This window comes from Shewanella sp. 125m-1, assembly GCF_052977065.1.
Genome location: NZ_JBRILT010000022.1, coordinates 24,355 through 37,086, shown reverse-complemented (window position 1 = coordinate 37,086; position 12,732 = coordinate 24,355). Strand labels below are relative to the sequence as shown.

Below are 12,732 nucleotides of genomic sequence, written 5' to 3'. Positions count from 1 at the left end.
TATGAAACTTTTACCTCTTGCACCAATAGCGATTGCGTTAATGCTCTCAGGCTGCGCCGTTGGCCCAGACTATCAAGCACCAACTAGCCATTTAGACAGTGAATATTTAAACCAAGGTGTTCAAGGTACCATCACAGGTAAGCAGCAACGCAGTGAAAATAGTGCGTGGTGGCAGCAGTTTAATGATCCAATACTGAATCAACTGGTCATCGACGCACAAAACCAAGCTATACCGATTAAAATTGCCGCGCAGCGGGTCAAGATGGCGCAATCTTATCAACAAGCGATAGAGTCTTTTAACGTGCCAACCGTCAATTTAGGGGCTGGGTTTGGCAATGCGCAAATCAGTGAAAATGATCCATTGTTAGGCAGTGCCATTACCGCGACTCATCCCATGACGGGAGAATCCTTAGGTCTAGTTGATGACAATAACAGTGCCTTTTTTGCGGGAGCAACCATTGCCTGGGAGGTTGATCTATTTGGCCGGATCGACAGACAAGCCAATGCAGCCGCTATTCGTAAAGATCAGGTGGTGATTATGCGTGAGGGCTTAACCACATTGATAACATCAGATGTGATCCACAATTATTTGCAAATGCGAGGCGCACAGGAACGACAGCAAATAGCGTTGCAGACCATAGCAGATCAACAACATACTCTGGATCTGGTTAAGTTGATGGTTAAGAGCGGCTACGGCTCAAAGCTTGATGAAGCGCAGGCAAAGGCGATGTTAGCAGCCACGCAATCGGTGCTACCACAACTCGAGATAGCTGAGAACGTGCATAAGCAGCGTTTAGCCATTTTATTAGGGGAAACGCCCAAACAAGCACAGCAACGGTTCGCTAAGGTTATGCCGTTGCCCAACTTTAAAGGGGTGATCCCAACAGGCTTGCCTGCTAAGCTGTTAAATCGTCGCCCTGATATTAAGATAGCAGAGCGTGAAATGGCAGCATTGAACGAAGAGCGCGCAGCATCGATTGCAGCTCAATACCCGAAAGTGTTTTTAACGGGCTCGCCAGGTGTGCTGGCAAAAGATTTTGATGATTTATTTAGCAGTGACTCCGTCGCCTGGCTTGGCGCTGTGGGGGTGAGTTGGAATGTATTTGATGGTGGCCGCGGCGACGCCGTCGTAGACATGCAAAATGCACGTTTTGATGCCAGTGTATTAAGTTATCAGTACGCGGTAATTGCCGCATTTGGTGAGGTTGAAACGCTATTGCAAGGGTATGGCCACAGTCAACAATATGTGCAGTTAGTGATAGAGGCTGAACAAGAAACGACTAATGCGGTTAATAAAGCCAAGTCATTGTACAAAGCCGGCCTCAGTGATTACTTGTCTATTTTGGATGCTCAGCGGCAGCAAAATATGCTAAAAGATCGAGTCGTTGCCGCAAAACTGCAAACGGCGCACATGACCATTGGCCTGCATAAAGCGCTTGGGGGTAACTGGCAAGTGACAAATAAAACCTTGCTGACAGGCAGCCTTAATTAGCAAAAATCCGTAAATGGCTCGTGGTTTAAGCAATAAAAGCAGTGCTAGGCACTGCTTTATTGTTTTAATTCGTTCAGGCGTTCAGATGTTAGTCTTGAATCAAAACGGGGCAATTTTCAGGACAAACGAGCTTTATCGCTTTAGGTAAGACTTTTATGTGATGAAGTAAATATGAAGTCGGCTCGCCGTCAAGGTTTACAGGCAAAGACTGTGTTGAGGTTAAGGTTATTTCAGTCACTTGCATTCGATTAACGTATTTGTCATCAACATGCTTCCCATCAACATCCTTGGCATTAACTAACGGTTGTTTTAGTTCATCGATAACTTGCTTAAGCGCAGATGTAGGAAAATGTTTAATTAACAACACATCTAACAGACCGTCATTGAGTAAGGCGTTAGGTGCTAGATTTTGTCCACCCCCCGCTAAGCGGCCGTTACAAATGGCGCCGAGTAACCCCTCACCATTGAGATCAACTTTGTCACCGTTTGCCAGTGTCGCAGAGACTTGTCCCTGATAAGGCGTAAAGTTAAGTGCTTGCACTAATCCAGAGAGAAAGTAGGCCTGGCCACCAAGTAGGTCTTTTAATTCAACAGGCGTATCAACTGTAACTTGCGCGCCAAAACCTGCTGATGCGACATTGATAAAGTGGCGTTCATTTGCTTTCGCCATATCAATTGCAACAGCATTGCCATTAACGGCAAGAGCTAATGCACTTTCTATCTCAGAGGGGATCAAACAGGCGCTTGCAAAATCATTAGCGGTGCCTAAAGGTAAAATCGCTAATTCTATAGCGGGATCGGCAGGGCTAAGTTGAACAATTGCTTCAGCGACTTCATTAACGGTTCCGTCTCCGCCCCCCGCAATTACGCGCGTAATACCTAGGTTACTGGCTTCTTTTACAAATCGCTTAACATCACCGCCTTCCCAGGTACAGCGCACTTCTACTTTGTGACCTTGAGCGCGAAGCGCTAAAACGGTTTCTCTGATCTGTGGTAATCCGGCTTTTTTGCCATTAAGGATTAACATTATCATTATTCGCTCCCTGTTTGCGGCTAATGCAGTGTGCTTAATTTGCTACCACTGTACAGCATGCCTAACAGGTTGTGCAGCATAAGTTTTATACGTTTGGTCAGTTTTTTGCCTACTAAGTCTAATGATAAAACGCCAACAGAGCCTGTGTAAAATCGACTTGTTTTTAAGGTGACTCTGTAACGATTTCTCGCCATATATTTAGCCAGTCATAGATAATTGGCTGTTAGGCTTTACTCTGGCTTTGTCGACAATTTGTTGGTTTACTGTTGACTATTTATTGTTATCTGGCTAGATTGTCGACAATCCATTAAAAACTAATATTGTATTTTCGATGACATTTTTCAATGAACAGCCCATTACCAGTACAGATAAAACTTTCTTTCAGCTACGTAAAGCCATCGTAGAGGGCGAGATTGTGCAGGGCTCAAAGTTGAGTGAAACCGAGTTGTCGACAAAATACAGCGTCAGCCGCGCAGTGATCCGCGAAGCGATTAATCGTCTAGAGGCGAGTCATTTAGTTGAGCGCAGAGCCAATGTGGGCGCTAGAGTCGTGAGTTTAACTGCTGAGGGGTTACTTGAGCTTTATCAAGTGAGAGAGTCCCTTGAAGGGATGGCAGCAAGGTTAGCGGCATTAAACATGACCGATCAAGAGATTGATGATTTGCAATCTTTGCTCAATAGCCACTTTGAGAAAGTCCAATCAGCAGGCAGTTATTACCAAGAAGCGGGCGACGTCGATTTTCACTATCGCATCATATTAGGCAGTAAGAATAAACATTTAATCTCGATGCTTATTGATGGCATTTATCATTTAGTGCGCATGTATCGCGTGCAACTGGGTATGACAGGCCCACGTGTTACCACCGCCTTTGATGAACATAAACACATAGTGCAAGCCATCTGTAACCGAGACGCCGAGCTTGCCGAGATGCTGATGCGTCGGCATATTTTATATTCAAAATCGAGTATTGAAAACAAACTCGCTAATGATTTATCAAAACCATAAAAAATCAACAATTGACAGTTAAAATATCATTATAAATTTTGCCGTGCTTGAGCTAAGCCCTAAGCCCAGTAAAGACCACAGCACTGCAAGCGATAAACAAAAGGAACAGCACATGAGCGCAGGAAAGAAGTTTCGTGAAGCACTAGCGGCAAATAAGCCCCTTCAAATCGTTGGTACCATCAATGCTTATTCGGCGATGATGGCTAAAAAGATTGGTCATCAGGCGATTTACTTGTCTGGCGGTGGCGTGGCCAACGCATCATACGGCTTACCCGATCTTGGCATGACATCACTAAACGACGTGATTGTTGATGTGCAGCGTATTACTTCTGCTTGTGACTTACCTTTGCTGGTGGATATCGACACCGGCTGGGGCGGCGCGTTCAATATTGCTAAAACCATTCGCGACATGGAAAAGGCCGGCGCAGCAGCAGTACACATGGAAGATCAAGTAGCACAAAAGCGTTGTGGCCACCGTCCAAATAAAGAGATTGTGTCGACCCAAGAGATGGTTGATCGCATAAAAGCGGCAGTCGATGCCCGTACTGATCCTGATTTTTTCATCATGGCCCGCACTGACTCATTTGCTCAAGAAGGGTTAGAGTCGGCGATTGCACGTGCTAAAGCTTATGTCGCGGCAGGTGCTGATGGCATTTTTGCCGAAGCGGTAAAAACCGAAGAGCACTACCGCGCGTTCGCCGATGCGCTAGATGTTCCAATTCTCGCCAATATCACCGAGTTTGGCCAAACCGAGTTATGGAACAAAGAGCAACTGGGCGAGTGGGGCGCATCTATGGTGCTGTATCCACTGAGCGCCTTTAGAGCAATGAACAAAGCGGCTGAGATGGTTTACAGCTCCATTTTAGAAAATGGCGATCAAAAGGCGGTTGTGGATTCAATGCAAACTCGAATGGATCTTTATGACTACCTGGGTTATCACGATTACGAGCAAAAACTAGATAGCCTGTTTGCAGAAGGTAAAAACCTGTAAACAAGAGAAAGTCGCGGTCAACATGCCGCGACGCGCATACCTTACAACTTGTGTTTGGGCACGTAGTTAAGTGTCACAGTCATAAGCAAAAAAATTATAAAAAATGCGGGGCAAGACGTTAACGTTTTAGCCACCAGCAATACAAATTGAAAAGGAAGACAGTCATGGTTGATACAAAAAAATCGGAAAAACAAGCGGTTGATAAAAAGCTAAGCGGAGCGGGCCTACGTGGTCAAAGCGCAGGTGAAACCTCACTTTGTACCGTGGGCAAGTCGGGTTCGGGCTTAACGTATTGTGGTTACGACATATCAGATCTCGCCGATAACGCAACATTTGAAGAAGTGGCTTACTTGTTGTTTAACGGCGAGCTTCCTAATCAAATACAGCTTGATCACTATAAAACGGAGCTATTTGCTCAGCGTGATCTTCCAAAGGCATTAAAAGAAGTGCTACAACGCATTCCTGCCGATGCTCACCCAATGGATGTAATGCGTACCGGCTGTTCATTCTTAGGTAATCTTGAGCCTGAAAATGACTTTAGCGAGCAAAACAAAGCAGCAAACCGTTTGCTGGCCGCGTTTCCAGCCATCATGTGCTACTGGTACAAGTTCTCTCATGAAGGCGTTGAAATTGACTGCGTAACCGATGAAGACTCAATCGGTGGACATTTTTTGCACCTGCTTAATGGCAAAGCGCCATCTGAGCAACATCGCCGCGTAATGGATGTATCACTCATTCTGTACGCAGAGCATGAGTTTAATGCTTCAACCTTTACGGCGCGGGTTTGTGCGTCAACCTTATCAGACATGTTCTCGTGTATTACTGGGGCAATCGGTACGCTCCGTGGCCCACTGCATGGCGGTGCTAATGAAGCGGCTATGGATATGATCCAAAAGTTTAGCTCGCCAGAAGATGCAAAAATCCAAATGGCTGGCATGCTTGAGCGCAAAGAAAAAATCATGGGATTTGGTCATGCGATTTACCGCACCTCAGATCCACGTAACGTGATCATTAAAGGCTGGTCAGAAAAGCTAGCTAACGAGTTTGGCGACACCTCACTTTACGATATCTCAGTCGCTTGTGAAGAGTTTATGTGGGACAGCAAGAAGCTGTTCTGTAACGCCGATTTCTTCCACGCATCGGCTTACCATTTTATGGGCATTCCAACTAAGTTATTTACGCCTATCTTTGTCTGCTCACGCCTTACTGGCTGGGCAGCGCACGTGATGGAGCAGCGCGCTAACAACCGTATTATCCGCCCAAGCGCAGACTATACCGGTAGCGAGCCACGTACGGTCACACCTATCAGTGAAAGATAGAAGCTAGAACTCAGGACCTAGGACCTAAAAGCGAAGCGCCCTAGCACCTTATCTTAGCTTTTGACTGTATAGCAGGGCGCAGCCCGCTCTAGCCGCGAAGCGTCCTAGCAGTGAGCCTGCGAACGCTCTAGCACCTAGAACCTAGCACCTAGTACCTAGAAGCGAAGCGCCCTCGAACCTGTACGAATTAAATTGGAATGCATCATGACTGATATCAACACCCAATACCGAAAACCCTTGCCAGGCATAGAATTAGACTATTTTGATACTGAGGCCGCCGTTAATGCCATCAGCCCTGGCGCTTATGCCAAACTACCGTACAGTTCGCGTGTCTATGCCGAGAACCTAGTGCGCCGCTGCTCACCTGACACATTAACCGATTGCCTAACACAGATCATCGAGCGTAGACGCGATCTTGATTTTCCTTGGTATCCTGCACGCGTGGTGTGCCACGATATTCTTGGTCAAACCGCGCTGGTGGATTTGGCAGGTCTACGTGATGCCATTGCTGAAAAGGGCGGCGACCCATCAAAAGTAAACCCCGTGGTACCGACACAGCTGATTGTCGATCACTCGTTAGCCGTTGAACACGCTGGTTTTGAAAAAGACGCGTTTGAGAAAAACCGCGCCATTGAAGATAGACGTAATGAAGATCGTTTTCACTTTATCAACTGGACCAAAACGGCGTTTGAAAATATTGATGTGATCCAGCCGGGTAACGGCATTATGCATCAAATTAATCTAGAGAAAATGTCACCTGTGGTGCAGTCCCGTGACGGCGTAGCCTTTCCCGATACCTTAGTCGGAACCGACAGCCACACGCCACATGTCGATGCTTTAGGCGTTATCGCCATTGGTGTGGGCGGGTTAGAGGCCGAGAGCGTGATGCTAGGTCGTCCATCTTATATGCGTCTTCCAGATATCGTGGGGGTTGAGCTGGTAGGCAAACACCAAAGTGGCATTACCGCAACCGATATCGTGCTGGCGATTACCGAGTTTTTGCGTAATGAAAAAGTGGTATCGACGTACCTTGAGTTCTTTGGTGAAGGTGCAGCTAACCTCACCTTAGGCGATAGAGCAACGATTTCAAACATGACACCAGAGTTTGGCGCCACGGCTGCCATGTTCTACATCGATGACAAAACCATTGATTACCTCAAGCTGACCGGACGTGACGACAAACAAGTGAAACTTGTGGAAACCTACGCCAAACAGGCAGGACTTTGGGCCGATACCCTTGAAAATGTTGAATATGAACGCGTGCTGCGTTTCGATATATCAAGTGTTGGGCGTAACATTGCTGGTCCATCAAACCCGCATCGCCGCGTTGCTACTGCAGACCTTGCCGCTAAAGGCATAAGTGGTGAACTTGAGGATATGACGGGTGACAAAGCAGGCTTAATGCCTGACGGCGCCTGTATTATTGCCGCGATCACCAGTTGTACCAACACCTCTAATCCGCGCAATGTGATTGCCGCAGGGTTACTTGCACGTAACGCGAATGCAAAAGGATTGACGCGTAAGCCGTGGGTAAAAACCTCATTGGCACCGGGGTCAAAAGCGGTGCAACTGTATTTAGAAGACGCCAACTTGCTTACAGAGCTTGAGCAACAGGGCTTTGGCATTGTCGGTTTTGCCTGTACCACTTGTAACGGCATGAGCGGCGCGCTTGATCCGAAAATTCAGCAAGAAGTCATCGACCGTGATTTGTACGCAACTGCGGTACTTTCTGGTAATCGTAACTTCGACGGTCGAATTCACCCTTACGCCAAGCAAGCTTTCTTAGCGTCACCGCCATTGGTGGTTGCCTACGCTATTGCTGGCACAATTCGTTTTGATATTGAAAAGGATGCACTGGGCCAAGACAATGACGGCAACGATATTTTACTTAACGATCTTTGGCCATCAGATGAAGAGATTGATGCGGTGATCGCAAAAAGTGTAAAGCCGGAGCAATTCCGTAAAGTATACGAGCCGATGTTCGACCTTAAAGTCGACTATGGCGACGATAACCAGCAGAAGGTCAATCCTCAATACGAGTGGCGACCACAAAGTACTTACATTCGCCGCCCGCCTTATTGGGAAGGCGCACTCGCAGGCGAGCGCACTATGAAGGGAATGCGGCCGCTTGCAGTACTGGGCGACAACATCACCACCGATCATCTGTCGCCATCTAATGCAATTATGCTCGACAGTGCTGCTGGCGCGTATTTAGATAAAATGGGTTTACCAGAAGTCGACTTTAACTCCTATGCGACTCACCGCGGCGACCATTTAACCGCCCAGCGCGCTACCTTTGCTAATCCAAAACTGTTTAATGAAATGGTCACTAAGCTTGGTAGCAATGGTGAAGTTGAAGTTAAGCAAGGCTCTTACGCACGTATAGAGCCAGAAGGCATTGAGTCACGCATGTGGGAAGCGATTGAAACCTACATGGCGCGCAAGCAGCCACTTATCATTATTGCAGGTGCCGATTACGGTCAAGGCTCGAGTCGAGACTGGGCCGCAAAAGGAGTACGCCTTGCAGGAGTTGAAGTGATTGTTGCCGAAGGTTTTGAGCGAATACACCGCACTAACTTAGTCGGCATGGGCGTATTGCCGCTTGAGTTTACCAATGGCGCTAATCGTCACACGTATCAGATTGATGGCACAGAAACCTACGATGTGCTGGGTGAACGTACGCCGGGCGCATTGCTAACGGTGATCATGACGCGCAGCAATGGCGAAGTGGTTGAGATCCCGGTTAAGTGTCGACTCGATACCGCAGAAGAGGTGTCAATCTATGACGCGGGCGGCATACTCCAGCGTTTCGCCCAAGACTTTTTGGAGTCCTCAACATGAGCCTTCAGCGAAATAAATAGAGAGTCTTCAGCGAAATAAATAGAGAGCCTTCAACAGAGCCATCAGCGGATAAAGAGTAGAGCTTTAATCTTTTCTCTATAAGCTTGCTGTTAAAAAGAGGTCTTGTATGGTGAAGATACCATACAAGGTTCGACTCGGTAGCCTAGATGAAGTCTCTATCTATGAAGCGCGCGGTATACTCCAGCGCTTCGCCCAAGACTTTTTGGAGTCCTCAACATGAGCCTTCAGCGAAATAAATAGAGAGTCTTCAGCGAAATAAATAGAGAGTCTTCAACAGAGCCTTCAGCGAATGAGAGAGTAAGAAGTCTTCGGCTAATTAAAAGTTGGAGCAATGGTTTAGCTACAGAGGTAGGAAACGATATTGCAATGTAGATGAGACGCCGCAAGTACATCCTTGTAGGCTCTGGGGTGGCATCGAAGCCAAAAAAGCCACCGAAGCTCATCTACTCAGCAATATCGTCGACTAAATTTAACGCTTTCTACTTTGGCCATGCTAGTTAGTGCGGGACCGAATGAAAGCATGTCTCAAAAGAGTCATGGCTGATTTCGGACTCGTTTGTTAGTGAAATAACCAGCTATCAAGCATTCAAACGGTAAAACACATGACCACATCAACTGAATCAAAACCAAGCAAAGCATTTGCCCCGCAAATTAAAGTCGCAGCCACCTACATGCGTGGCGGTACCAGCAAAGGGGTATTTTTTAACTTAACAGACTTGCCAAAAGAGGCGCAGATCGCAGGCGCTGCCCGTGATGCATTGCTACTTAGAGTGATAGGCAGCCCCGATCCTTACGGCAAACAAACCGACGGCATGGGCGGTGCAACGTCAAGCACTAGCAAAACCGTTATCCTTGCCAAGAGCGAACGCGAAGATCACGATGTCGATTACCTATTTGGTCAAGTCGCTATCGACCGTCCTTTTGTCGACTGGAGTGGTAACTGCGGTAATTTAACTGCTGCAGTGGGGTCATTTGCCATCAGTAATGAGCTCGTTGATAGAAGCCGAATACCAGAAAATGGCATTGCCGTTGTGCGAATTTGGCAAAAAAATATCGGTAAAACCATCATAGCCCATGTACCCGTCACCCACGGAAAAGTGCAAGAGACCGGTGATTTTGAACTTGATGGTGTCACGTTCCCCGCAGCTGAGGTGCAAGTTGAGTTTATCGACCCCGCCGATGGCGACGGCGCAATGTTCCCAACAGGCAACTTAATCGACAACTTAATGGTGCCAACTGATGTGGTACCAAGTGGTGTTTTGCAAGCCACTATGATTAACGCGGGGATCCCGACGGTATTTATCAATGCTGCTGAACTGGGTTACACAGGTGCAGAGCTACAAGATGCGATTAACGGTGACGACACAGTATTAGCCATGTTTGAAAGCATACGTGCCCATGGCGCAGTGCAGATGGGGCTGATTAACCACATAGATGAAGCGGCGAGTCGACAGCATACGCCTAAGGTCGCCATTGTTGCTGACCCTATCGATTACACCTCATCAAGTGGTAAAGCCATTTCAAAAGAGGTGATAGATTTAAACGTACGAGCACTGTCTATGGGCAAACTGCATCACGCCATGATGGGCACTGCTGCCGTCGCTATAGGCACAGCAGCCGCGATTCCCGGTACATTAGTGAGTATTGCCGCAGGCGAGGGTAAGCGCGTTGCAGTAGCTGCTAGAGTCAATAAAGGCTTTGTCACCTTTGGGCATCCTTCAGGCACACTTAAAGTGGGCGCACAGGCGAGCCTGATTGATGGTCAATGGAAAGTTAACAAAGCCGTCATGAGCCGCAGCGCGCGCGTACTGATGGAAGGATGGGTAAGGGTGCCGGGAGATACCTTTTAACGTTGAGATTGAGGTTGTGATTGATTTTGAATTTAAGGTTGAGGATGGATTTCATGAGTGGAGCTCTGAAATATCTATCTCAGATTCAAGCAAAGGCGTCGGGCTCAATTGAAAGTTTCTGATTTAAGGCCATGATTTAAGGCTATGATTTAAAGCAATGATTAAAAGCCATCATTCGAGTCTTCTCAATGATGGCTTTTGTATATTAAGCTCACTTTGCCGCAACGTCAGCATTGGTGTCACCCATATAGAACGTGGTGTTAAAAGGATTTTTAAATACAAAATGCCTATCGGTTATCCAAGTAAATTCGCTAATAAAGTAAAGGTAGTAACCGGTTGAACTTTCGTCAGCAGGCTTGGCATTCTCTGACATTGTTACCCATTGGTTATCTACCTTTTTTTGTATAAATGAACTTGGCTCTTGTCCATTGTAGTAGCCAGAAAGTCTGTACTTACCATCCGGAGAGTAAATTCGTAGTTCTGGTGTTTCATCAATGTAACGACCATCGACCATAGATATTACCGTGTCAGATTCATGGCCACATGTAAAATACAGGCTCTGCTCTTGAGGGTAGTACGCATTGAATAAGCATTCATCATCGAAATGCTCAAGTTTAATAATACGCTCTGCGTTGCTATTTTTTATCTCTAAATAACCGTCTAGCACTAAGCGACCAGAAAGAGAGGCCATTAATTGTTTTTGGTCAGTAATTTTTTCAATCGTGGGTTGTGGGTAAGGCTTACGTTTGGTCATTTCATTATGATACGCCTCTTCTGAGATGGTCATAATGTTGACTGTTAGCTCGTTGGCAAAGCTTGTAGAAATACTCGCGATAAACAGCGAGGTGACTGCGATAATAGCCTTCATTTATTAGGTTCTAATCAATAACGTTAATATTATCAGTCGATTATGTCATAAGTGATGCAGGTGTCTATCGGATTAACTAACGGTATCTAAAAATGAGATGCATGACTACGTTTAAGCGTAGCGACCTGATTTCATGTTGTAACCTGTAAAATTCATATTAAAAGCTAAGCTGACACTCGATATGAGTGCTAGCTCATAGCGATAAAACAACAATAGACAAGTCCCACTGACGGTACAAAGTCAGTAGTATTTTGTACACAGCTGGTTATTGAAAATTTGATTGCGGTTTAAGACGATTGCTATATAAAACAACTCACACCAAGCAAAGTAAACTTAAATAAGGCCGTTAGTAGAGCGGTTATAAGAACGAGAAAGAGCAAATAAGTCGTGAAAACTGCAGTTTTAGCGTATCCTAGCAGCCATTAAATTTAATACTGCTGTTTATGAACATTGACGTAAAAGATATATCCGATCCCGTGATCAACACCGAGATCACCTGCTCAAATTGCCAAGCGTGTTGCTGCCGTTTAGAAGTCATGATAGTGACCGATACTGGCGTACCAGATGAGCATATCAGTGTCGACGAATATGGCGCCGAAACCATGTTACGCCTTGATGACGGTTGGTGCTCTGCAGTTGATAGAGACACCTTAATGTGCACTATCTACGAAAACCGCCCATGGATCTGCCGACTGTTTGAAATGGGATCGTACGAGTGCATCAGTGAACGTAAAGACCAAGTCTGAGCTAATACATATTAGCGACTAGGCTTAAGCATTAACATTTAGCAGTAACCTTCAGCAATAACATTTTTCTTTTGCATAAAACTCATTTAGAACGAGTGAATGGTTATGCCAGCTAATGTAAACCCAGATAACTAATGCAAACCAAGATAACTAGTTTAAAATCAGATGCTTAAGGGTATGCGTTTGAGCTTAGATAAGTGAAGCCTAAATGTTTGAGTTCAGATGTTTGAGCTTAGATGTTTGAGCTTAGATAATTGGAGCTTAGATGTTTGAGTTCTGCCAATGATAGTGGCCATCGCAACAATACAAAATACGCGACGGCCATTGCTGACTAGTTAATAAACGATGACGGCACTTTCTTGGCCGTTTTTGCGGCTTTCTTCTCTTTAGCAGTTAAAAGCGGTTTCTTTTTAACGTTCTTTTTACTGTCTTGTCCTTTACTCATGATACTTACCACCTAATGTAAAGTAATGAACCTAAAGTTGTTTTTTCATCAACTAAAGGCTTTTTGTTTCTCAAAATAGCTTTGTATAGCGTAAAACTCTTAAGTAACTACTCCAGTATG

Annotated in this window: 9 protein-coding genes; 7 read left to right on the top strand and 2 right to left on the bottom strand. The window is 45.9% G+C overall.

Annotated elements, in window-relative coordinates; translation table 11 throughout:
* Position 1: 1 nt before the first annotated feature.
* On the top strand, positions 2–1,492 hold the full coding sequence (locus ACVBIK_RS11485; protein WP_447169718.1) for an efflux transporter outer membrane subunit: 1,491 nt from the start codon (positions 2–4) through the stop codon (positions 1,490–1,492).
* An 88-nt stretch (positions 1,493–1,580) separates the two neighbouring features.
* Here the strand turns inward: ACVBIK_RS11485 and yegS are convergent, their stop codons facing one another.
* Complete coding sequence (gene yegS, locus ACVBIK_RS11480) at positions 1,581–2,525, bottom strand: lipid kinase YegS (protein ID WP_447164425.1); 945 nt, start codon at positions 2,523–2,525, stop codon at positions 1,581–1,583.
* A gap of 331 nt (positions 2,526–2,856) precedes the next feature.
* On the opposite strand from yegS, the gene ACVBIK_RS11475 reads away from it, so the two are divergent.
* The 5 genes from ACVBIK_RS11475 to prpF all read left to right on the top strand — a co-directional run bounded on the left by ACVBIK_RS11475 (position 2,857) and on the right by prpF (position 10,553).
* The gene (locus ACVBIK_RS11475) at positions 2,857–3,531 is read left to right on the top strand and encodes a GntR family transcriptional regulator (RefSeq protein WP_447164424.1); all 675 of its coding nucleotides are present in this window, start codon (positions 2,857–2,859) and stop codon (positions 3,529–3,531) included.
* Positions 3,532–3,643: 112 nt separating this feature from the next.
* Complete coding sequence (gene prpB, locus ACVBIK_RS11470; RefSeq protein ID WP_447161928.1) at positions 3,644–4,522, top strand: methylisocitrate lyase; 879 nt, start codon at positions 3,644–3,646, stop codon at positions 4,520–4,522.
* Positions 4,523–4,686: 164 nt separating this feature from the next.
* On the top strand, positions 4,687–5,841 hold the full coding sequence (gene prpC, locus ACVBIK_RS11465) for a bifunctional 2-methylcitrate synthase/citrate synthase (protein ID WP_447169717.1): 1,155 nt from the start codon (positions 4,687–4,689) through the stop codon (positions 5,839–5,841).
* A gap of 204 nt (positions 5,842–6,045) precedes the next feature.
* The gene (acnD, locus tag ACVBIK_RS11460) at positions 6,046–8,682 is read left to right on the top strand and encodes a Fe/S-dependent 2-methylisocitrate dehydratase AcnD (protein ID WP_447169716.1); all 2,637 of its coding nucleotides are present in this window, start codon (positions 6,046–6,048) and stop codon (positions 8,680–8,682) included.
* Between the two features lie 623 nt (positions 8,683–9,305).
* Positions 9,306–10,553 (top strand): 2-methylaconitate cis-trans isomerase PrpF, encoded by a 1,248-nt coding sequence (prpF, locus tag ACVBIK_RS11455; protein WP_447169715.1) that lies wholly within the window; start codon positions 9,306–9,308, stop codon positions 10,551–10,553.
* 211 nt (positions 10,554–10,764) lie between these two features.
* Here prpF and ACVBIK_RS11450 read toward each other — a convergent pair whose 3' ends face one another.
* Positions 10,765–11,421, bottom strand: coding sequence for a hypothetical protein (locus ACVBIK_RS11450; RefSeq protein WP_447169714.1), 657 nt, complete (start codon positions 11,419–11,421; stop codon positions 10,765–10,767).
* Positions 11,422–11,864: 443 nt separating this feature from the next.
* On the opposite strand from ACVBIK_RS11450, the gene ACVBIK_RS11445 reads away from it, so the two are divergent.
* Complete coding sequence (locus ACVBIK_RS11445; protein ID WP_447161923.1) at positions 11,865–12,167, top strand: YkgJ family cysteine cluster protein; 303 nt, start codon at positions 11,865–11,867, stop codon at positions 12,165–12,167.
* Positions 12,168–12,732: the final 565 nt, after the last annotated feature.